Genomic DNA, 20220 nt, shown 5'->3' with positions numbered 1-20220 from the left:
CTAGTGGCGACCGGCAACGCCCTGTTGCTCGCGGACGAAATTGCGCTTGGAGATCAGCGAGGCGATGATCACCCCGAGGGTAACAACGGCAATCATGAGTGTCGAGAGGGCATTGATTTCCGGGCTGACGCCCAGGCGGACTGCCGAAAATATCTTGATCGGCAGCGTGGTCGCTGACGGACCGGTGGTGAATGATGCAATCACAAGGTCATCCAGAGACAGGGTAAACGCCAGCAGCCAGCCCGAAATAACGGCGGGCGCGATGATGGGCAGGGTGACCAGGCGAAAGGCATCCCAGGGGGAACAGCCGAGATCGAGCGCGGCTTCTTCCAGTGACTGGTCAAAGCTCACCAGGCGCGACGACACGACGACTGACACATAGCACATGGCGAAGGTTGTGTGCGCCAGAACAATGGTCAGCACGCCACGATCGAGGCCAATACCGATAAACAGCAGCAGGAGCGAAAGGCCGGTGATGACCTCCGGCATAACCAGCGGGGCGTAGATCATGCCTGAAAACAGGGTTCTGCCGGGAAACCGGGCGCCGCGTACCAGCGCATAGGCGGCCAGCGTGCCGAGCACGGTGGCCAGCGTGGATGAGAACACGGCAACCTTGAGCGTGACCCAGGCTGCATCCAGGAAGGCCTGGTTGCTGAGCAGTTCTCCGTACCACTTGGTGGAAAAGCCAGTCCACACAGTCACCAGCCGACTCTCATTGAAACTGTAGATGACCAGAATGATCATGGGCAGGTAGAGGAAGGCGAAGCCAAGGGTCAGCGATGTGATATTGAACCAGCTCAGGCGCATCAGCTTTGCGCCTCGTTCTGCTTCTGTTGATTCTGCTGAAACAGCACGATGGGAATAATCAGTATCAGCACAAGCACAACCGCAACCGCCGAGGCGACGGGCCAGTCACGGTTGTTGAAGAACTCTTCCCACAGGACCTTGCCGATCATCAGCGTTCCCGAGCCACCGAGCAACGAGGGAATGACAAATTCACCCAGGGTGGGAATGAACACGAGAAAACAGCCGGCGATAATGCCATTGCGCGAGAGCGGCACTGTAATCAGCCAGAATGCTTTCGCGCGGGAGCAGCCCAGGTCCTCCGCGGCTTCAATCAGGGAGCTGTCAAGGCGGTGCAGTGCGGCATAGATCGGCAGAATCATGAAGGGAATGTAGGTGTATACGATGCCGATATACACGGCCACTTTGGTATTGAGAATAATCAGGGGCTCGCTGATCACGCCGAGGCCCAGCAGCAACTGATTCAGGTAGCCTTCCTGACTGAGAATACCCATCCAGGAATAGACCCTGATCAGAAAACTGGTCCAGAACGGCAGAATCACCAGCATCATCAGGGTCGCACGCCATTCGTCGGGAGCCCTCGCCATGGCATAGGCTATGGGGTAGCCAATCAGCAGCGTCAGCAATGTCGAGGTGGCTGCAATCTGCAGGCTGGAGAGATAGGCCTTCCAGTAGAGATCGTCAGTGGTGAGAAAGGTGAAATTCTCGAAATCGAGCTGTGACAGGAATGCACCCCAACCCGCTTCCCAGCTGAACTGGGGCAGATAGGGCGGACGTGCCATGGCGACATCCGACAGGGAAATTTTCAGGACGATCGCGAAGGGTATGAGAAATAGCGCAAGCAGCCAGAGGTAGGGAACGGCAATGATGAAAACTCGTCGCATTAACGCTCCAGCAGCACACCTGCCGTTGAATCCCACGACAGCCAGACCCGGTTTTCCCAGGTAAAGCCCCTGTTTTCAATGCGCCGGGTGTTGGCGGTCTGTGCCTTCAGCATGCGTCCACCTGCCACTTCCACATGATAGGTGCTGATATTGCCCAGGTAGGCGATATCATGAATGCGGCCCTGAATGGCGTTTACCGCGTCAGCCGGGCGTTCTGCGGTGACCAGCACCTTCTCGGGGCGGATTGCCAGGAAGGCATTCTGCGCGGGTGAGAACGCCTTGTCAGAGGCCGCCATCAGCGGCGCCTGGCCGTCGGCCCAGTGCACCGTGTAGCGGTCTTCGCCGGCGCGATGCGCAGCGCCTTCGATGATGTTCACGTCACCAATGAAGTCGGCGACATACACGCAGTTGGGTGCCTCGTAGATGGCGGAGGGTGTTGCAACCTGTATCAGTTCACCCTCGTCCATGACCGCAACCCGGCTGGCGACGGTCATGGCCTCTTCCTGGTCGTGGGTGACGATGACAAAGGTGGTCCCGGTTTTTTCCTGAATGTCCATCAGTTCGAACTGGGTTTCCTGGCGCAGTTTCTTGTCCAGTGCCCCCATGGGTTCATCCAGCAGCAGCAGCTTGGGCGCTTTGGCCAGGCTCCTGGCGAGTGCCACGCGTTGTCGCTGGCCACCTGAAATCTGGTGCGGCTTGCGACGCGCAAAGCGCTCGAGGTGGGTGAGTTTGAGCATCTCTGCAACGCGTTCGCGCAGAGCGTCTTTGGGCATCCCGTCGCGTTTCAGACCGAAGGCAATGTTGTCCCAGACGTTCAGGTGCGGGAACAGGGCGTAGGACTGAAACATCATGTTCACCGCGCGCTTGTTCGGAGGCACCGGTACGATGTTCTGCCCTGCAAGTTCTATGTGGCCGGAACTGGGTGTCTCGAATCCGGCCAGCATGCGCATCATGGTGGTTTTGCCGCAGCCGGAAGGGCCGAGCAAGGCGAAAAACTCGTGCTCATAGATATCGAGTGTGAGGTCGCGGACTGCGGTGAAGTCACCGAACCGCTTGGTCACGTTGCGGAAGCGGATCAGGGGTTCCGCGCCGGGGTCGGTCCAGGGGGCGAAAGCGCATTCCGGCATTGTGCCCTCGTCACATGCAGAGAGTCATGGGGGCGCCGGGGCACCCCCGCGGAGTATCGATATTCAAGTTCCCGACTTGACCCGGGTCCACAGCCGGGTGACGGTTCTCTGTACCTTGCCTGGATAGGGCGTGGTGATGTACAGGTTCTCCAGTGTCGCAGCGTCCGGGTAGATGGCAGTATCTCCGATCACTTCCGGGAGCAGGTAGGCCTGGCTGGCGAGATTGCCGTTCGCATAAAACACATAGTTCGACGCCTGCGCCATGTTTTGCGCATCCATGATGAAATTCAGGAAGCGGTGGGCGCCCTCCGGATTGGGTGCATCCACAGGAATCGCCATCTGGTCAAACCACATCAGGGCGCCTTCCTTGGGGGCGTGGTAGGCAATCTCGACGCCGGCATCGGCTTCGGCAGCCCGATCGCGGGCCTGCAGAATGTCGCCAGACCAGCCAAAGGCAACGCAGATATCGCCATTGGCGAGAGCGTTGATGTATTCGGAACTGTGGAACTTCTGCACATAGGGCCGAATGGCCATCAGCAGCGGTTCGACTTTGGCGATGATGGCAGGGTCGTGGCTGTCCGGATCTTCACCGATATACTTGAGCGCGGCGGGAATGACCTCTGCCGGCGCATCCAGGACGTGTACGCCGCAGGCTGCGAGCCGCTCCATGTTCTCGGGCTTGAAGATCAGGTCAAGTGAGTCGATGGGCGCGTCCGCACCCAGCACTTCGGCCACGCGATTGAGGTTCACGCCCAGGCCGGTGGTGCCCCACATATAATTGACGGAATATTCGTTGCCGGGATCATAGCGTGAGGTACGCTTCTCGATAACGTCCCAGAGGTTGCCGCGGTTGCTCAGCTTTGACGGATCCAGCTTCTGAAATGCGCCAACGGCAATCTGCCGCTGCAGGAAGGTCCCCGAGGGCACGACCACGTCGTAACCGGAGCCACCCGCCAGCATTTTCGTTTCCAGTACCTCGTTGGAATCGAAAACGTCGTAGATCAGTTTCAGCCCGGTCTCTTCTTCAAACTTGGTGAGCAGTGCTTCGTCGATATAGTCGGACCAGTTGTACACGCGAACTTCATCGGCCGCGGTGACGACGGTCGCGCATACCAACAGCAAGGCGGTACCCAGTAGTTTGCCTTTCATGACCTGTGCTCCGGAAGTGGGTTTCCGTCGAGTATCTACCGGCAGCCGCAAGTCGATCAAGTGTTTCTGTTCCGCGCAGGGTTGTTTTGTTCAGGTTCTCCGCGAGCGCCCAGTCAGCGCCATGGCAAGTCGCCTGCTCTGCGCACCATGTCGGCCCACCAGTGCCGCTTTCGTGCACAGTATTGATGCATTTTCCGCTGTGCGAGAGAGCACTGGGCGGGCAAAGAGCAGCGCCGATGCGCGGTGGGAATCCTGTATTGCAGGGCATTTCCGCGAAAACACCAGGGGTTGGCACGGAACTCGCTTTCCTTTCTCCGGTGGCCTGGGTATTGCGCTGATGCACGGCCACCCATGGGATCCGGGACGACCCGGACGGCCTGGCGGCCGCTTACTGTGTCTGGACGACCAGACCGCTCATGTGCCCCGGGGAGGGCAGTCAGCATGTCGAAAGCTTCCACCACCACCCCTGCCCACACCGCGTTTCAGGCGCTGCCCGTGGTGGACGTGGCCGGTCTGGGCTCAGACGACCCCGCGCTTCGCAAGCAGGCCGCAGCAGCATTGGGGGATGCAGCGCGTTCCGCGGGTTTTCTGTACATCACGGGCCACGGCATAGCGCCCGCCATCATTGAACGGTTTCGAATGCGTGCCTGCGAGTTCTTCGCCCAGAGTCCTGCGCTAAAGATGCAGAGCTACATAGGGCTCTCGCAGAATCACAGCGGCTACGTGCCAGAGGGTGAGGAGCAGCTCTATGGCTCGGTTGTCCCTGACCGCAAGGAAGCGTACGACGTCAATTTCGACATGCGCGATCCGGCTTACCAGCGGCCGATGCTCGGGCCCAATCAGTGGCCAGCGTTGCCCGGCTTCAGGGAGGACGTAGAGGCCTATTACCAGGCGGCCTTTGAATTGGGCAATCGACTGTTTCGCGGTTTTGCCCTGGCGCTGGGGCTGCCCGAGGACCGTTTCACGCGACTCGTCCAGCGGCCTCCCACCCAGCTTCGTTTGATTCATTACCCGCACGATGACCGGGTCAATCCGGCGGCAGCGGGGATCGGCGCACACACGGACTACGAATGCTTCACCATTCTGTTGCCAACGGCACCCGGCCTCGAGGTCATGAACGGAGCAGGTCAGTGGATTGATGTCCCGCTGGTGCAGGACGCTTTTGTCATCAACATCGGTGACATGCTGGAAATACTCAGTAATGGGGAATTTGTGGCCACCGCTCACCGGGTGCGCAAGGTGGCTGAGGAGCGCTATGCATTCCCGATGTTCTGCAATGTGGATTATGACGTGGTGGTCGAGCCACTGGCGGAATTGCTGGTTGACGGAACGCCCCCGCGCTACACATCGCAGATCTGTGGTGAGCACCTGTTTGCACAGACCGCGCAGACCTTCGCCTACCTGAAGAGGCGCCTCGAATCGGGTGAGATCACCTTGCCCAAAGGTAGCCTCGCGCTCTCCAGCTTTGGCCCGAAAGTGCGTGCAGGCTCATGACACGGTCAGCGATGAGCCCGCGCTACCCCGGGGCACGGTCGCTGGCCCTCGCTGCGTGTATGCGCCAGACCAACACGCGACCTCATTCCGATGGATGGTGCATATGAAACCGCATGCCCCACGGACCCCCGGGTTCAAACCACTGCCACTGGGGGATTTCTCACCGCCAACACACTGGTGCGGCAGGCAGCTTATGCTCGTGCCGGCTAGCCCGGAGTGGGGAGAGCTCGACTATGCCGCGGTGATGGCGAGCCGGAAACACATAAAACACCTGTTTGGCCCCGGGGACACCTGGCCGCCCGATGACCTCAGCATGGAAGAGGATATCGCGGACCTCGCATGGCACTGGCGGGAGTTTTCTACCCGGCGCTCCTTTGCCTATCACCTGCTGGATTCTACGGGGCTGTCCTGCCTCGGCTGCCTCTATCTATACCCGACGGCGAGCGCCGCCCACGATGCCGAGGCGTACTTGTGGACACACATCAGCCTGCCTCGGGAGCAGGCTGCGCAGATGGAGGATGAGGTGATCGCCTGGATCGAGGGCGCCTGGCCCTTCAAAGCGATTGCCTGGCCGGGCCGCTTCATTGCGTTCACTGTCTGGGCGGCAGCCGGGTTACCCAACTACTACGCCAGTACGCGGGCGCTGCAGCCACAACCGGAAGTCGGGGATTAATCCCTGATGCCGCACTGCTTTTTTGTTACACAGCCCTTGGGAGATACACCATGAAACGTCTATATCGCTCGATTGGAATACCGGTTCTCAGCCTCATGCTTTGCCTGTGCGCGGGACTCGCACAGGCCGAGGAGAAGCGCACCAGCTTCTCACTGGCGTGGTCAATCTACGTCGGGTTCATGCCCTGGGCCTACATGGACGAGGCCGGCATCATGGACAAGTGGGCGAAAAAATACGGCATCGAAGTTGATCTCGTGCAGATCAATGATTACATCGAAGCCATCAACATGTACACGGTGGGTGAGTTTGACGGCGCAACCATGACCAATATGGATATGCTCACCATTCCTTCAGCATCCGGGGTTGATACGACAGCATTGATTACGGGGGACTTTTCCAACGGCAATGACGCAGTGGTTTTGAAAGGTCGCGACAGCATCCAGGACATCAAAGGCATGGAGGTCTATCTGCTGGAGCTGTCCGTGTCCCATTATGCGTTGGCGCGGGCACTGGAGATGGCCGGTCTGAGCGAGCGTGACGTGACGCTGGTGAATACCTCTGATGCGGACATTGCCACCACGTTCAAGAACAGTGACGTCCAGGCCGCAACACTCTGGAATCCACAGCTGCAGATGGCGATGCAGGAGCCTGATGCGGTCAAGGTATTTGATTCCAGTCAGATTCCCGGTGAGATCCTCGATGTCATGGGTGTGAATTCAGAGACCTTGAAGCGATATCCGGAGCTGGGTAAAGCCGTCACCGGCGCCTGGTTCGAGACCGTGGGCATCATGCTGGGTGACAGCCCGCAGGCCGTTGCCGCCAGAACCTATATGGGCGAAAACTCCGGCACCGACCTCGCCGGATACGATATGCAACTGGCCGCCACCTACATGTTCAAAACTCCGCAGGAAAAGCTGGATTACCTGACTACTGAGCGGGTGCGCGAAACCATGGATTTCGTGACCCGCTTCACCTTCAAGCATGGCCTGCTGGGCTCCGGAGCGCAGTCCCCGGACGTAATCGGCATTGAGCTGCCGGATGGGTCGGTGTGGGGTAACAAGGACAACGTCAAGATGCGCTTCGATCACCAGTTTGTGCGCATGGCGGCCGACGGCACACTGTAGGATTACCTGGCCTGCGCCGGCCGTGTTGCCGGTGCAGGCTCGTCGCTTCGCGAGCCCTCCAGAATGGCCGCGACCAGCACCATGATGCCACCGATGATCTCATACCACTGCAGGTCAGCGCTCATGATGATGGCGGTCGATGCAACAGCGACGACCAGCTCGGCGACGATGATGATGGCGGAGCGCCCCGCGTCCATCTGCGTTACGCCCCACTGGGTGCCTGTGGTGATCAGCGTCAGCCACAGGCCACCGTAGGCCGCTGCCCAGAGCGTAGCGGTGACCGTTGGCAGGCCGCCCGCCGAGGCCACGAAAAGGGAGGAGAGACCTATCATTGCCGCGCAGCCAATGAACATGGCTGCCACCTTGCTCATCACCGGGATGTCCTGGGTGAAGCGAAAGAGAATGTTCGTCGCCGCAAGCCCCATTCCGGAGCCCAGCGCGAGGACATCGATCCATGATATTCCGCGCCAGGAAGTGTGCGCGACATCGAGGATGATGAAGGCACCGGACAGGCACAGCGCGACCGCCAGAATCCGCACACCGTCGACACGCTCACCGAGGAAGAGGCGTCCTCCCAGGACGCTCCACACCGGCAGCATGTAAAACAGTATCATGACCCGGATCACGTCGCCGTGATAAATCGCTGTCTGGAAGGAGGCATTCGCAAAACCACCGGCCAGTGCGACCAGCGCCATCAGGTGAAGTTTGTGTCGCCACTGCTGGCGTTGCCGAAACAGCCAGGGCAGGAGCAACAGCGCACCGGAAAAGAAGGCGATAAACACCAGCTGCAGCCCGTCCAGCCCCTGCTCGCTGAGGGCCTTGATCGGCAGCCAGGTAAGCCCCCAGCCTGCGGAGCTGAAGAAAAGCACCGGTACGGCGAATCGCGTGTTCATTCAGCTTGTCCTACTTGGATGATTTGAACGTCCTTGACCACAGCGCCTGCGCCGGCGTGATGAGTGCGACCAGCAGGGCCCCGGCAGCAAGGCCAAAAACGCCATCGGCGAGAGTCGATAGCAGGACGGGCACCACACCGGTGAATGTCGCCGTGAACGCCGCAATGGCGGTGTGCACCGGCGCAAGCCCATGTGTGAGAATGCCGCCACCCACCAGGAACATGGCGAGGGTGCCAAGCACAGACAGCGTGCGCATCAGGTGGGGCGCCAGCCAGAGCAGCCCGAGGCCCACTCGACTGGCCAGCGCACTCTGCTGCTGGCTCAGGTAGATACCGGCGTCATCGAGTTTGACGATGCCGGCCACCAGGCCATAAACGCCCACAGTGATCATGATGGCTACAGCGGTCAGCACCAGGAACTGCAGGGTGATGGGTTGCGCGGCGACGGTACCCAATGTGATGGCGATGATTTCCGCAGACAGTATAAAGTCGGTGCGAATCGCGCCCTTGATCTTCCGTTTTTCGATAAGCCTCACGTCTTTCTGCGGTGTCTGCAGGGCCTCTCTCAGCGCCTGGTCATGCGCGGTTTTCTCGCTCGGGTGCAGGAAGGGGTGCGCGATCTTTTCAAAGCCCTCGAAACAGAGAAACGCTCCGCCCAGCATCAGCAGGGGCGTGATCAGCCAGGGGACAAAGTAGCTGATCGCCAGGGCAGCCGGGACCAGAAGGGCCTTGTTTACCAGCGAGCCCTTGGCGACCGCCCAGACCACCGGCAGTTCGCGCGCGGCACTCACGCCCGTGACCTGTTGTGCGTTCAGGGCGAGGTCATCGCCCAGCACGCCAGCCGTTTTCTTGGTGGCAGCCTTGGTCATCAATGAGACATCGTCGAGAAGCGTCGCGATATCGTCAATCAGCGCGAGCAGACTGCTTCCTGCCATCGTGCAGGCCTCCTCGGCCGGGTGCTGCGTGGGCTTGCCAGTCTAGCTGAAATCAGCGTGGGCAGAAACGTGTCTTGGTGGCAGAAACGCCTGTGTTATGGTTCCTGTCGTCGGTCAGATTGGCCTTGCGGGCGTTTTGCGATATGCGCAGCAGAAAAAAGATTGTCATTCTCGGTGCGAATTTTGCGGGGATTGCCTGCGCTCGCAGGCTGTCGAAGCATCATGAGGTCACGGTGATTGACGCCTCCGCGTGCTTCGAGTTTCTGCCGAATATTCACGAGTTGCTCTCGGGCGTAAAGTCGGCCGGGGTGTTGCGCCTGCCTCGCAAGCGGCTGCTGGAGTCGCTGGGACATACCTTTGTGTGTGAAACGGCCACCGCGGTCGACACGCAGGCGCGCTGCGTGCATACGGCATCGGGTCGTCGCCTGGCCTTTGACGCCTGCGTCGTTGCCGTGGGTGGCGTCAACAATACCTTCGGTGTTCGTGGTGCAGAGCAGTTCGCGCTGCCGTTCAAGACGGTCGACGATTGTGTGGCCATCGCGCAGCGCCTGCGCGATCGATTGAACGCCGGCAAGAAAACCGCCGTGGTGATAATTGGCGCGGGACTGGAAGGTGTTGAAGCGCTGGGAGAAATCCTGCGTGGCTACCGAAACCACCCGGGACTTTCCGTGCACGTGGTTGAGGGCGACGAGCGGATCCTGCCGGGCAGGGATCCACGCCTGGGTGACGATATACAGCAGCACTGTGTCGACCTCCCGGTCACTTTCCATCTGGGTGAATCTGTCGCCTCGCTGACCAAGACCCGCGTGAAACTGGTTTCCGGGCGTTCCCTGCCCAGCGACGTGACCCTGTGGACCGCCGGCGCAAAACCCGCTCCTCTGCTGTTCAGCAGTGGCCTGGCACTAACCGCCAACGCCTGGGCAGCGGTGACGCCGGCGTTGCAGAGCTGCGTGGCCCCCGCGGTGTTTGTTGTGGGTGATGCAGCGGACCTGCCAGATCCACTGAGCAAGCAGGCGTATCACGCCCTTGATATGGGGGCGCATGCGGCAGGGAATGTGCAGCGCTTCCTCGATGGTGCCCCGCTCAAGCCCTTCAAACGCGGTCTTGAGCTTGGCCTGATTGCACTGGGCGATATCGATACCTACCTGACTGCGGGGCAGCGGATTTTTGCCGGCCCCTCCCTGGCGGCAGCCAAGGAACTCGTGTTCCAGGCCAATATGGCGAGGCTGGATCCGCCGCTGGGCAGATCCCCCGCAGCAGCGCTTGGACAGCGCTACTGGCGCGGGCTGCACCGCCTGGCGTTACCGGCTCTGCGGCCGGGTGCGTTGCGCAATAACCTCTCGGGGCTGCGTGTGATCGCCGGTTAGCGCGGCAATCCATGTTGGGGATTCAGTTAGCCAGGATCTCTCGTCCCCGCAGCCATGCCCGCAGTTCCGCCTCGGGCATGGGACGCGCAAAAAGGAAGCCCTGAACGATATCGCAGCCGAGTGCGCGCAGCATATCCAGGGTTGCGCTGTCCTCCACACCCTCGGCAACCACGTCCAGATTGAACAGATGCCCGATATCAATGATGATTTTCACCAGGTTCTGGTCCTGCTCATCGTCCAACAGGCGCATGATGAAAGAGCGATCAATCTTGATTTCCGTCGCCGGAATTTCCTTGAAATAGGACAGGGATGAAAAACCGGTACCAAAATCGTCGATCGATAGTCCCAGGCCCAGCGAGCGCAGCTGTTCCAGGTTGTGGAATCCCGCTTCCTTGTCCTCTATCACCGCACCCTCGGTGATCTCGACCGTGACGCTGGCGGGGTCCGTACCCCATATGGCCAGCGCGCTTTGCAGCATGTTCGCCAGGTCCGGACTGCTGACCAGGTCCGCGGGCAGGTTGATCGCCAGAGGCAGCGTAAAGTCCTCTTTCCACTCGCGCTGGTAGCGCAGCGCACGATTGATAACCCAGCGCGTGAGCTCGTAGCTGCGCCCGGAGGCGAGGGCCAGGGCGATCAGCTCTTCGGGGGGGACGTAGCCGTGGTCAGTGAGGTGCCAGCGAATCAGCGCCTCGGCGCCGTACACCCTGCCCGTGCGCAGGTCGATTTTCGGCTGGAAGTGCAGTTCAAAGGCGTTGTCGTAAAGTGCCTCGGCGAAACGCTGCTCCAGCGGCAGTCCGCGCTCCGCAACGGGGGGCTCCTGAATGGCCTCATCGATTTGCAGGGGTTTGCCCTGGCGTGTTTGTGCCAGGCTGCCTTCGGCGCGCACCAGCATGGCCAGTGCGCTTTGGGTCGAGCCGCGGCTGACGGCCAGCCCCAGTCGCAGATCAACGGGTAGAATATCGTCGTCGATGATCAGTGACTCTTCCAGCGTGCGCTGCACGCGGTTTACGGCGAGCGCAACGAAGGCCGGATGGGTAAGCCTTGGCAGCAGAAAAGCGTAGGTCTTGTTGGACACCCGGTACACGTTGTCCGGCAGCTTGCTCAGGGCCTGTAGCTGTTGCTGGGTCTCCCGCAGCAGGTAGTCGCCGATTTCAAAGCCGTGCCGGTGATTGATGACCCGCAGGTTCCACAGGTCTATCAGCAGCAGCCCGGTGTGTTCACCGTGCTCGCTGGACAGGGTGATCGCCGCCTCCAGCGCTGAGATAAACCGGCTTCGGTCGGCGACGGGTGGAGGAGGATTCACGGCAGGCCGGCTATAGATGAATGCTGTTCATGTCGATGCCGTAGGCTCCCGGTTCCAGGCTGTTGGCGATGTCGAGGGGGCGGCCCTGGCTGTCTTCGGTTTCGTGGAGCAGGTCCACCATGCGCACGCTGGTGAGGGGTTGCTTGTCGGCATCCAGCACAACCATGATGCGCGGCCGCAGGCGTCGGGTGCGGTACTCGGCCACGACCACCGCGACCTCGCCGGAGGACAGCTCAATCAGTGTGCCCGCCGGGTAAATACCGACCGCCTGGATAAACTCCTCAACCAGCTCGGCCTGGAAGTCGATATCCTTGACGTCGTAAAGCATCTTGATTGCGGCAGAAGGCGAGGTTGCCCGCGCATAGCTGCGGTGGCTGGTAATGGCATCGTAGCAGTCCACGATACCGGCAATGCGCGCAAAGATGGGAATGGCATCGCCGCTCAATCCCTGCGGGTAACCGGAACCGTTGTGACGCTCGTGGTGGTGCGCGACCATATCCAGCACATCGCTGTTCATGAGGCCTGTCTCCGCCATCATCTCTATGCCGTGCCGCACGTGCTCGCGCACTGCAACGAGCTCCTCGCTGGTCAGCACGTGATCGCTGTTCAACAGCGCCGGGTCGACGCGCAGCTTGCCGATGTCGAAGAGCAGGCCGCCGATGGCCAGTGAGCGCAGGTCGGAGCGGGGCAGGCCGAGCTGCCGACCGAGCGCCACACCCCAGATAGACGCGCCGAGCGAGTGCTGATAGGTGTACTTGTCCTGCTCTTTCAGCCGGGCCAGCCAGATACAGGCATCGGGGTTGCGCGAGATGCTGTCGATCATTGGCTCTACTGAACGCTTTACCCGCACAACATCCACGGCTGCCCCGTCCCGGGCATGCTGGAATACCGCCTCCAGGCCGTCTGACAGCTGCTGTACCGCTTCCTCCGCGCGCGGATATTCCTCTGCCCAGTCCGCCGTGTCTGTGTACGTGACCAGTCGCCGTTTGGGGAACATGGCTTCGCGGGATATTCTCGGGCGCTGCACGCGTGTTTTTCGCTGTAGCGCGTAGTCGATATGGCGGCTTTTCTCGATGTCGACGAACACGTACTGGCAGTGCCGACGCAGGTTGCGAATATCCTCTTCCGAGGTGATGCGGAAGCCCTGCAGAATGAAGGGTGTTTCCAGCCAGGGGCGGTCCAGGCCCGATACATACATGCCCGGTTTCAGGTCGGCAACATAGACTTTTACGACTTCTATCATCACGTGTACAGGCTTTCCCGTGGGACTTCATCGTAGTACGACACCGCCTGCAATGCCACGCCGCCGTCGCCAGATGCTTCTCCGTGGTTCAGCCTGCCATCCCTCCATGGTGGTGTGACCGGCAGTGTGATGGACTGATCATGGCGGCTCCCCGGCGTGCTCGCAACCGGTATTTCTGCCGGTGCGTAGTCTGCCGCCGAGCCCCGCGCTACAATGCAGGCGGGTCGGCGAGGCTCGCCGTGCGCTTTCGTTGTAAAACCGCTTCAAGGATAATCGCAGCACCGTGGACTGGAAGGTATTTTTGACGATATTCGCCGCCGTGTTTGTGGCGGAACTGGGTGACAAGACGCAGCTTGCGACCATGCTGTTTGCCGCTGACCGCGAGGTCAGCAAGTACACGGTGTTTATTGCAGCCTCCGCCGCGTTGATTGTGGCATCTGCGCTCGGTGTGCTGGCCGGAAGCGTGCTGAGCAGCTATATCAACGAACGCTACCTGCACTACATTGCGGGTGTCGGCTTTATTGCCATTGGCGCGGTGACCCTGTACCGGGCCTGACCGGGGCAGCCGCCTGCCTTACATCAGCAGCATCGTGGCGAGCAGGAGCATCAGTCCCATGCCCAGCACATCGGTGAAGGTGGTCAGGAAGATACTGCTCGCCATCGCCGGGTCCGCGCCGAAACGTCGCAGTGTCAGCGGCACAACAACGCCGAATATGCCACTGCCCACGCAGGCGCCCACCATCGAGACGAGAATGACCAGAGCGAGTATGGCGGGGTGTTCGGTCCCCGTGCTGATGGCGTATACCCACATGGCCGCCGCGGCGACCAGGCCGACAGCAAAGCCGTTCAGCGCGCCGAGAATGATCTCCTTGCGCAGCAGCCTGCGCACGGGATAGTCGGCCAGCTCGCCCAGCGTCAGCCCGCGCAGGGTAATCGCCAGCGCCTGGGACCCCGTATTGCCGCTCTGCCCGGCGAGCACCGGCAGAAACGCGGCGAGGGCGACAATGCGCGTGATGGTGTCCTCGAACATGCCGACCACGAAGGCGGCGGCAAACGCCGTGAGCAGATTGACCTGCAGCCAGGGGTGGCGCATTTTGAATGCCTGCAGAATGGGCGTGTGGCTGCGCTCCTCCTTGTCCACACCCACCATGCTGCCTGACTGGGCACTGAGTTCCGTGGCCAGATGCTGGAACAGGCGCCAGCCCATGACCAGGCCAAGCAGGGTTCCCTCCTCGGAGACCAGCGGGTACAGACGGTGGCGGCGATTCAGCGCTGCCTGCATGGCCTCTCCCATGTCGGTATCGGGCCGAAACGCAAAGGGCGACCCAGTCATGACCTCCTGAAGGGTCTGCCCGGGACGTGACAGCAGCAGGTCGCGCATCGCCACAACCCCAATCAGGCGATTATCGCGATCCACGACGTAAAGGTAGGTGATGCCGCCCTTGGGCAGCGCGTGCACGAGATAATCCAGGGCGCCGGCAACGGTCGTCTCGGGGCTGAGATAACCGGTAGCGGGTTCCATCAGGAGATCTACGGTCCCCTTCAGGCCTTCTGTCAGGGTGAGGGATTCCGGCGTCAGCGGGGGATGCTCGTCGCGGTGTTCGGCATTGGCGTTGTGCATGTCAGGCAACCTGTCAGGCGCTTGGCCCGAAGCGGGGTGTTGGCGTTACACAGAGTGTAAGCGTTTTTCCCCTGCGCTGTATGCCGTGCCGCGGAGTTACCGAAAGCGTTTGTGCCCGCACAACAAAAAACCCCCGCCAGGCGGGGGTTACTCAAAGGGGTGTCCCGCGGTGGTGCTCTCGCAACCACCGCGGGAATGCCTTAGGCAACGCGCTTGCTGAACTCCAGCTCCGGGAAGCCCTGATCCACTGAGTCGCGCATCTTGTCATAGTAGACATTGGCGCCGCCGAAGTAGATCAGTACACGCGGTGCCTTGTCTTCCAGGTTGGCACCCATCATCCAGGAATTGACCTTGTCACCCTGGGCCATCAGCGTTTGCCCATGGATTTCCGCGGTGTGCGCGGTCCAGGCATCCTCCGCCTCCGGGCGCGGCGTGAAGGTGTCGTAGCCTTCCTGTTCCATCTTCTCGATACAGTCCTTGATCCAGATGGCGTTCTGCTCGATGGAGGTGGGGAGATTGGCGAACGGTGCCTGCGGTCCGGTCACGACGAACATGTTGGGGAAATCCGCGACGCAGACACCCATGATGGATTTGGACGCTTTTTGCCATTTGTCGCGCAGCGTCTGCCCGCTCTCGCCGCGGATCGGGAACGCTTCCAGAGCCCCGGTGTAGGCTTTGAACCCCGTGGCGAGCACGATGATGTCAAACTCGTGGTGGCCCTTGGTCGTCGTGATGCCGGTTTCGGTGATTTCGACGATGGGCTCGCGGTCGGCGATGTCGACGAGATGCACATTGTCGCGGCTGTAGGCTTCGAGGTAACCGTGATCCAGCGGCGGGCGCTTGGCAAACAGTGGGTACTCGCCGGGCTTGGGCACCAGGATGTCGGCGATCTCGGGGTCCTCAATGCGCTCCCGCATCTTGCGGGTAATGAACTCCGACGCCCAGAGGTTGGCGTCCGGGCTGGAGAGCAGGTCCTCGAAGGTCTCGAAGACCCAGCGGAAACTGCCGGTCCATTTTTCCTCGAAAATGCGCTCGCGTTCTTCCGGCGACGTTTCAACGGCAAGGCGGCCTTCGGCGGTATCGAAGGCCATGCCGAACATGTGGTTGCGGCACTTGGCTACGATTTCATCGTAGTGTTCCTTGATGTCCTTTTCCCACTCCGGGGTCATGGGTGCCTGCATGGCGGGCAGAATGAAGTTGGGTGTCCGGTGAAAAACCGTAACGCTCTTCGCCGTTTGAGCCATGACCGGCAGCATTTGCACCGTGGTGGCGCCTGCGCCGATGATACCTACCCGCTTGTTGGCGTAGTCAATGCCTTCCGGCCAGCGCGACGAGTGGAACAGGGGCCCCTTGAACGTATCCATGCCCTTGATCTTCGGGATGACGGGCTCGGAGATCATCCCCATGGCGCTGATAAAGTACTTGCAGGTGAATGTGTCACCGCTCTCTGTGGTGACTTTCCACAGGCCGCTGTCTTTCTGGTACTCGGCTGCAACAATCTCGGTGTTGAGCTGAATGTGTGGCCACATGTCGCATTTGTCCGCAACAAAGCGCATGTAGTCGTGTGTCTCTTTCCAGTCGGGATAGCGGCGTGTCCAGGACCATTCCTGCAGCAGTTCTTTGGAGAAGGTGAGGCAGTAGTAGTAGCTCTCGCTGTCGGTCATGGCGCCCGGGTAGCGATTCCAGGTCCAGGTACCGCCGATATCGGATGCGCGATCAAACACGCGAATGGAAAGACCCGCCTCCCGGAGGTAGTGAATCAATGCGAGACCGGCAAAGCCGGCACCAACCGCAATGGCGTCAAAATCAGGTTGCTGCTGGGTGGTCATAGCTGTGTTCCTCGTTTTATAAAATTATCTGCGCAATGTAGCCGGTGGGACCGTGTTTCGGCCAGTGCCGTGTGCGGTTGATGGTGTTGGGCCCCGCGGGCTGTGGGCGGTGCCGTGCCCAGCATGCGCGGGATCAGTATACTTGCTAGATGCAAACAATCAAGTTGTCTGCGACATCTTATTTCCGGCGCTAAACAGGGGCAACCCTGCGGCGCCGGGAATGTTGCGGAACACGGAGGTTCGGGGTTATTCCTGAGCCGGGTCCCGCGCGGAGAGCAGCACTGTCCAGGCCAGGCCCACCAGGCCTGACAGCTTGTGTACGCCGGCACGGGCCATGACCCGCGCCAGACCGGCACTGTCGAGCTGCACCATGGAGCGGCCGCCGCCCGGGAAGGTCAGCTCGACCGCGCAGGCGGCCTCACCGTCATGGGTCGGCGTGAGCTGGATGGCACTCACTACCGGGCCGTGATTCACGCGGTCGGCGGGCCGGTAAACACGATATCGGAACAGGTGAGCCGGGCCGGTGCGGGGCGGAACACCAGGTAGAGGTTCCAGCTTTGCAGGTCGGCGATGGCCGCGTCCAGTGGGCGCTCCGGGAGTTCGCGGCGCGCGATGCTCTGCCAGTCATCGCCTTCGCGGGGGTAGGTCCAGGGCCTTACCGGCACGATGTTGGGTTGCATGGTGTCGCTCCTCTGCTTTCTCAGGCGGCGCGCCGCGCCCGGCCGGATACGAGTTGGCCGCTGCGTGCGTCGGTGTAGCCCTGCTGCGCAGAATAGACGGCACTGCCATTGACGAAAACCTGCTCTACCCCGAGGGCGCGACGCAGGTAGCGGTAGCCCTCGCCGGGCAGGTCCTCTACCGCGATTTCAGGGCCTCGGTCGATACGGTCCGGGTCGAAGATCACCAGGTCGGCAGCCAGACCGGGCCGAATGCGTCCGCGATCCTGCAGCCCCCAGTTGTCGGCGATCTGCCCGGTCAGCTTGAACACCGCCTGCTCCAGTGTCAGTGCCGCGGCATCGCGCACAAACCGGCTGAACAGATACCCCGTGTCACCGTAGGTGGCAAAACGGGTCACATGAGCGCCGCCGTCACCCGAGCCGACCTGCACCAGCGGGTCGCTGATCGGGCCCGCAATGCGCTCGAGGTTGTTGTGTCCTACGGACACGGCACTGAAGCGCGTTTGCAATGACTCCTCGACGGCGAGGTCGAGCATCAGTTCCACGGGGTCGCAGCCGCGTTCCGCAGCGATATCCTTCAGGCGCCTGCCTTCCAGGGGCTTGTTTCCCGGTAAATGACAGCGGCTGACCACGAACTCCGGAAAGTGCACCTCCATTGCGATCGGGTGCATGCCGCTGTAGGCCTCGTCGACCAGCTGCCGGCGCACATCGGGGTCCTGGAAATCGCGCAGGGTCTCCGCCGCGGGTTTCAGGATGGTCGCCCACCAGGTCGGCCGGGAACTGAACACCGAGGTGGGCACGTCAAACTCGAAAGTGACATCAATGGGCCGCGTCTGCATCTGCGGCACGACTCGTGCTCCGTGTGCGACCTGCAGGCGTACCCGTTCCAGTGCCCGTGGCACCAGATCGGGGGTTGCGTTGGAGTCGAACAGGGGAGAAAAGGTCACCGTGATGGCATGGCGTCGCGACAGATCACCGAGAATATCGATGCGCGTGCACAGGAGGTCCGGATCCCAGAACTCGGGCACCACCTGCATCACCGCGCCGTGCTCGCCGAGTACCGCACAGAGAGCGTCGAGCTCTTCCGGCGCCGCCAGGCGACAGGGTACCGGCCGGTGCTCATGGTCAATATCAACCCAGCTGGTGCTCATGCCGATGGCGCCAGCCTGCAGGCACTGCCGCAACAGCTGCTGCATGTCGGCGATCTCTGCGGCACTCGCGCAGCGCTCGCGGGCGGCATCGCCCATCACCCACAGGCGCAGCATGCTGTGTCCGGCCAGTGTGGCCACATTGATCCCCAGCGCATCCCGGAAAGACGCGAGATAATCTTCGAAGGTTTCCCAGTTCCAGCGCATGCCCGCATCAAATGCCGCCGCAGGCATTTCCTCGATCTGCCGGAAGACGGCGCCCACGAACGCGCGGTGTTCCGCGCGCACCGGCGCCATGGTCAGGGAACAGTTGCCGTTGATCACCGTGGTCACCCCGTGTTCCAGTGACGGCGTGGCCAGCCCATCCCAGGTGATCTGCGCGTCGAAATGGGTGTGGGAGTCGATAAAGCCGGGTGCCAGTACCAGGCCCTGCGCATCGATCACCGTGGCGGCATCGCCGGCAAGGCGCGTGCCCACCGCGACAATCTTCCCGTCGTGAATGGCGACATCGCCCCTGTACGCCGGGCTGCCGGTGCCATCGCAGACCAGGGCGTTGCTTATTTTTAGCTGATACATGCGCAAGCCTCCTTGTGGTTGGAAACTGTAGGCAGTGTGACCGTCGTGTGCCATATCAAATCGAACAGAGTGCATGGAGGATTGCACGACAGGCCCGGGCACGCCATGGCGCGGCCTCCCGGGCAGGCCCCGGGCGGTATCTCTCGCCTGCCGCGCGGTGGCAGGGTAGGATGAGCGCGCGCACTAACAGGAGGCTCAGCCGCCCGGTGACGAACGACGACGACATCGCCATGGATGCGCTGGTATCGCTTGCCCGTGCACTCGTCGCCGCGTTGCTTTCGGAGGACGCGGAGCTCGCTTTCGTTGAGGAGACGCGGCAGTTTGTTGATCAGCTGGGCGACACACTCACCCTGCCGGTCACCGAGATGATCAGCATTGATCAGTTTGATCGAGCGGCACGCCGTGAGCTGCTGGACGCCACATTGGCTGAACTGGGGTTGTCGCTGGACACCCTCGATTGGCGCGCCGATCCGGGTCTGGCTCGCGAGTTCCAGAACCGTATCTGGTCGCATCTGTACCACCGGTTCCTCGCGGCCCATCAGGTTGTCAGCAGTCATATCGAGCTGTTGCCCGCGCCCGCCGTAGACTACCCGCGCCCGCTTCACAGCCCGCCAGACTCGTGGCTGTTGTTGTTCGCCGAGCGCGGCGCATGTCGTATAGAACATCCCGCAGGTGATATCACGCTGGGAGGACGTGCTCCCGCGTTGTTGCTGTTGCCGCCCGAGTCTGACGTGGTGTTGCGCCGGATGCCCGATAGCAGCCCCTGTAGCGTATTCAGCAGCGCGTTTTATCCGCCGCAACGCTGGATGCCCTGGTTAAAGGACGTCGATAGCACAGCTCTGCCCGAACCCCTGGCGGTACTGGACGCGCGCATGGCCGGCTATGTTGGGGAATCGTTTCGGCGCATCATCGATATCGCGCACACCACGGGGCAGCGGGGCAGGGCGCTGCACCTGAATCTCCTTGAGCATATTCTCCTGCTGCGTGAGGAGCTCGCACCGGCCAATGACGACGCGGGGCTGGATCGTCGGGTGCTCGCCGCCCGGGATTTTCTGCTGGCGCATTATCACGAGAAAACGACCGTTGAGCAGGTTGCCAATGCCGCAGGTGCAGCGCCCTCGACGCTCACCGCCCTGTTCAAGATCCAGATGGGAGACAACCTCATGCGCTGGCGCGACCGGCTGCGCATGCGCCGCGCCCGCGAGCTGCTGCAGGGTACCGAGCTGCCCATCAAGGTGATTGCAGCGGAGGTCGGCTATGACGACCCGATGTTTTTCTCGCGTCGCTTCAAGCAGCTGACCGGGTGGTCGCCGTCGCAGGTGCGCAGCGGCAGCAGCCGCTAGCCGGCTCCAGCCGGGGGCAGGAAATTGTGCA

19 protein-coding genes are annotated in these 20220 nt (G+C 61.4%); 6 read left to right on the top strand and 13 right to left on the bottom strand.

The features are described from left to right. The 4 genes from AACZ17_RS08485 to AACZ17_RS08470 form a co-directional block, all read right to left on the bottom strand. Nucleotides 1-807 carry an ABC transporter permease gene (locus AACZ17_RS08485; RefSeq protein WP_290745270.1) on the bottom strand — a complete coding sequence of 269 codons (807 nt, stop codon included), beginning with the start codon at nucleotides 805-807 and terminating at the stop codon, nucleotides 1-3. Next, nucleotides 807-1688, bottom strand: coding sequence for an ABC transporter permease subunit (locus tag AACZ17_RS08480; protein WP_290745273.1), 882 nt, complete (start codon nucleotides 1686-1688; stop codon nucleotides 807-809). Before AACZ17_RS08480 ends, AACZ17_RS08485 begins: the two co-directional genes overlap by 1 nt. Continuing rightward, nucleotides 1688-2815: an ABC transporter ATP-binding protein gene (locus tag AACZ17_RS08475; protein WP_290745276.1), complete on the bottom strand. Its 1128-nt coding sequence runs from the start codon at nucleotides 2813-2815 to the stop codon at nucleotides 1688-1690. Before AACZ17_RS08475 ends, AACZ17_RS08480 begins: the two co-directional genes overlap by 1 nt. Nucleotides 2816-2878: 63 nt before the next feature. Further along, the gene (locus tag AACZ17_RS08470) at nucleotides 2879-3964 is read right to left on the bottom strand and encodes a polyamine ABC transporter substrate-binding protein (RefSeq protein ID WP_290745279.1); all 1086 of its coding nucleotides are present in this window, start codon (nucleotides 3962-3964) and stop codon (nucleotides 2879-2881) included. 441 nt (nucleotides 3965-4405) lie between these two features. On the opposite strand from AACZ17_RS08470, the gene AACZ17_RS08465 reads away from it, so the two are divergent. The 3 genes from AACZ17_RS08465 to AACZ17_RS08455 all read left to right on the top strand — a co-directional run bounded on the left by AACZ17_RS08465 (nucleotide 4406) and on the right by AACZ17_RS08455 (nucleotide 7255). Beyond that, the gene (locus AACZ17_RS08465; protein WP_290745282.1) at nucleotides 4406-5458 is read left to right on the top strand and encodes a 2-oxoglutarate and iron-dependent oxygenase domain-containing protein; all 1053 of its coding nucleotides are present in this window, start codon (nucleotides 4406-4408) and stop codon (nucleotides 5456-5458) included. A gap of 193 nt (nucleotides 5459-5651) precedes the next feature. Next, on the top strand, nucleotides 5652-6131 hold the full coding sequence (locus AACZ17_RS08460; protein ID WP_290745285.1) for a hypothetical protein: 480 nt from the start codon (nucleotides 5652-5654) through the stop codon (nucleotides 6129-6131). 50 nt (nucleotides 6132-6181) lie between these two features. Continuing rightward, the gene (locus AACZ17_RS08455; protein ID WP_290745288.1) at nucleotides 6182-7255 is read left to right on the top strand and encodes a putative urea ABC transporter substrate-binding protein; all 1074 of its coding nucleotides are present in this window, start codon (nucleotides 6182-6184) and stop codon (nucleotides 7253-7255) included. A gap of 2 nt (nucleotides 7256-7257) precedes the next feature. Here AACZ17_RS08455 and AACZ17_RS08450 read toward each other — a convergent pair whose 3' ends face one another. Both AACZ17_RS08450 and AACZ17_RS08445 read right to left on the bottom strand, forming a co-directional pair. Next, entirely contained in the window at nucleotides 7258-8148 is an 891-nt protein-coding gene (locus AACZ17_RS08450; RefSeq protein ID WP_290745291.1) for a DMT family transporter, read from the bottom strand. Between the two features lie 10 nt (nucleotides 8149-8158). After that, nucleotides 8159-9082 carry a DUF808 domain-containing protein gene (locus tag AACZ17_RS08445; protein WP_290745294.1) on the bottom strand — a complete coding sequence of 308 codons (924 nt, stop codon included), beginning with the start codon at nucleotides 9080-9082 and terminating at the stop codon, nucleotides 8159-8161. A gap of 143 nt (nucleotides 9083-9225) precedes the next feature. On the opposite strand from AACZ17_RS08445, the gene AACZ17_RS08440 reads away from it, so the two are divergent. Beyond that, entirely contained in the window at nucleotides 9226-10449 is a 1224-nt protein-coding gene (locus AACZ17_RS08440) for an FAD-dependent oxidoreductase (protein ID WP_290745297.1), read from the top strand. 22 nt (nucleotides 10450-10471) lie between these two features. On the opposite strand, the gene AACZ17_RS08435 is transcribed toward AACZ17_RS08440, so the two are convergent. Both AACZ17_RS08435 and AACZ17_RS08430 read right to left on the bottom strand, forming a co-directional pair. Continuing rightward, nucleotides 10472-11752, bottom strand: a complete 1281-nt coding sequence (locus AACZ17_RS08435; protein ID WP_290745300.1) for a GGDEF domain-containing phosphodiesterase — start codon at nucleotides 11750-11752, stop codon at nucleotides 10472-10474. A gap of 10 nt (nucleotides 11753-11762) precedes the next feature. Then, complete coding sequence (locus AACZ17_RS08430) at nucleotides 11763-12995, bottom strand: HD-GYP domain-containing protein (protein WP_290745430.1); 1233 nt, start codon at nucleotides 12993-12995, stop codon at nucleotides 11763-11765. Between the two features lie 283 nt (nucleotides 12996-13278). Between AACZ17_RS08430 and AACZ17_RS08425 the strand changes: the two genes are divergently transcribed. Beyond that, nucleotides 13279-13551 carry a TMEM165/GDT1 family protein gene (locus AACZ17_RS08425; protein ID WP_290745301.1) on the top strand — a complete coding sequence of 91 codons (273 nt, stop codon included), beginning with the start codon at nucleotides 13279-13281 and terminating at the stop codon, nucleotides 13549-13551. A gap of 18 nt (nucleotides 13552-13569) precedes the next feature. On the opposite strand, the gene AACZ17_RS08420 is transcribed toward AACZ17_RS08425, so the two are convergent. From AACZ17_RS08420 to AACZ17_RS08400, 5 genes are all read right to left on the bottom strand, one after another. Further along, complete coding sequence (locus tag AACZ17_RS08420; RefSeq protein ID WP_290745303.1) at nucleotides 13570-14616, bottom strand: magnesium transporter; 1047 nt, start codon at nucleotides 14614-14616, stop codon at nucleotides 13570-13572. A gap of 200 nt (nucleotides 14617-14816) precedes the next feature. Then, the gene (locus AACZ17_RS08415; protein ID WP_290745307.1) at nucleotides 14817-16445 is read right to left on the bottom strand and encodes an NAD(P)/FAD-dependent oxidoreductase; all 1629 of its coding nucleotides are present in this window, start codon (nucleotides 16443-16445) and stop codon (nucleotides 14817-14819) included. Between the two features lie 246 nt (nucleotides 16446-16691). Further along, nucleotides 16692-16901 carry a hypothetical protein gene (locus tag AACZ17_RS08410; protein WP_290745309.1) on the bottom strand — a complete coding sequence of 70 codons (210 nt, stop codon included), beginning with the start codon at nucleotides 16899-16901 and terminating at the stop codon, nucleotides 16692-16694. 14 nt (nucleotides 16902-16915) lie between these two features. Beyond that, the gene (locus tag AACZ17_RS08405; RefSeq protein ID WP_290745312.1) at nucleotides 16916-17125 is read right to left on the bottom strand and encodes a hypothetical protein; all 210 of its coding nucleotides are present in this window, start codon (nucleotides 17123-17125) and stop codon (nucleotides 16916-16918) included. 20 nt (nucleotides 17126-17145) lie between these two features. Continuing rightward, entirely contained in the window at nucleotides 17146-18846 is a 1701-nt protein-coding gene (locus tag AACZ17_RS08400; RefSeq protein WP_290745315.1) for an amidohydrolase family protein, read from the bottom strand. Between the two features lie 206 nt (nucleotides 18847-19052). Here AACZ17_RS08400 and AACZ17_RS08395 point away from each other — a divergent pair, with 206 nt between their 5' ends. Beyond that, nucleotides 19053-20189 carry a helix-turn-helix domain-containing protein gene (locus AACZ17_RS08395; protein WP_290745318.1) on the top strand — a complete coding sequence of 379 codons (1137 nt, stop codon included), beginning with the start codon at nucleotides 19053-19055 and terminating at the stop codon, nucleotides 20187-20189. Nucleotides 20190-20220: the final 31 nt, after the last annotated feature.

Origin of the sequence: uncultured Haliea sp. (genome assembly GCF_963973825.1) — a bacterium.
Classification (GTDB): domain Bacteria; phylum Pseudomonadota; class Gammaproteobacteria; order Pseudomonadales; family Halieaceae; genus Haliea.
Note: the sequence above shows the minus strand (reverse complement) of the source record. Positions and strands in the feature narration are given on the sequence as shown.

Excerpts from the sequence above, each read along its gene's own strand:
- AACZ17_RS08485 (WP_290745270.1), bottom strand. The coding sequence starts at position 807 with ATGCGCCTGAGCTGGTTCAATATCACATCGCTGACCCTTGGCTTCGCC.
- AACZ17_RS08480 (WP_290745273.1), bottom strand. The coding sequence starts at position 1,688 with ATGCGACGAGTTTTCATCATTGCCGTTCCCTACCTCTGGCTGCTTGCG.
- AACZ17_RS08475 (WP_290745276.1), bottom strand. The coding sequence starts at position 2,815 with ATGCCGGAATGCGCTTTCGCCCCCTGGACCGACCCCGGCGCGGAACCC.
- AACZ17_RS08470 (WP_290745279.1), bottom strand. The coding sequence starts at position 3,964 with ATGAAAGGCAAACTACTGGGTACCGCCTTGCTGTTGGTATGCGCGACC.
- AACZ17_RS08465 (WP_290745282.1), top strand. The coding sequence starts at position 4,406 with ATGTCGAAAGCTTCCACCACCACCCCTGCCCACACCGCGTTTCAGGCG.
- AACZ17_RS08460 (WP_290745285.1), top strand. The coding sequence starts at position 5,652 with ATGCTCGTGCCGGCTAGCCCGGAGTGGGGAGAGCTCGACTATGCCGCG.
- AACZ17_RS08455 (WP_290745288.1), top strand. The coding sequence starts at position 6,182 with ATGAAACGTCTATATCGCTCGATTGGAATACCGGTTCTCAGCCTCATG.
- AACZ17_RS08450 (WP_290745291.1), bottom strand. The coding sequence starts at position 8,148 with ATGAACACGCGATTCGCCGTACCGGTGCTTTTCTTCAGCTCCGCAGGC.
- AACZ17_RS08445 (WP_290745294.1), bottom strand. The coding sequence starts at position 9,082 with ATGGCAGGAAGCAGTCTGCTCGCGCTGATTGACGATATCGCGACGCTT.
- AACZ17_RS08440 (WP_290745297.1), top strand. The coding sequence starts at position 9,226 with ATGCGCAGCAGAAAAAAGATTGTCATTCTCGGTGCGAATTTTGCGGGG.
- AACZ17_RS08430 (WP_290745430.1), bottom strand. The coding sequence starts at position 12,995 with ATGATAGAAGTCGTAAAAGTCTATGTTGCCGACCTGAAACCGGGCATG.
- AACZ17_RS08420 (WP_290745303.1), bottom strand. The coding sequence starts at position 14,616 with ATGCACAACGCCAATGCCGAACACCGCGACGAGCATCCCCCGCTGACG.
- AACZ17_RS08415 (WP_290745307.1), bottom strand. The coding sequence starts at position 16,445 with ATGACCACCCAGCAGCAACCTGATTTTGACGCCATTGCGGTTGGTGCC.
- AACZ17_RS08405 (WP_290745312.1), bottom strand. The coding sequence starts at position 17,125 with ATGCAACCCAACATCGTGCCGGTAAGGCCCTGGACCTACCCCCGCGAA.
- AACZ17_RS08400 (WP_290745315.1), bottom strand. The coding sequence starts at position 18,846 with ATGTATCAGCTAAAAATAAGCAACGCCCTGGTCTGCGATGGCACCGGC.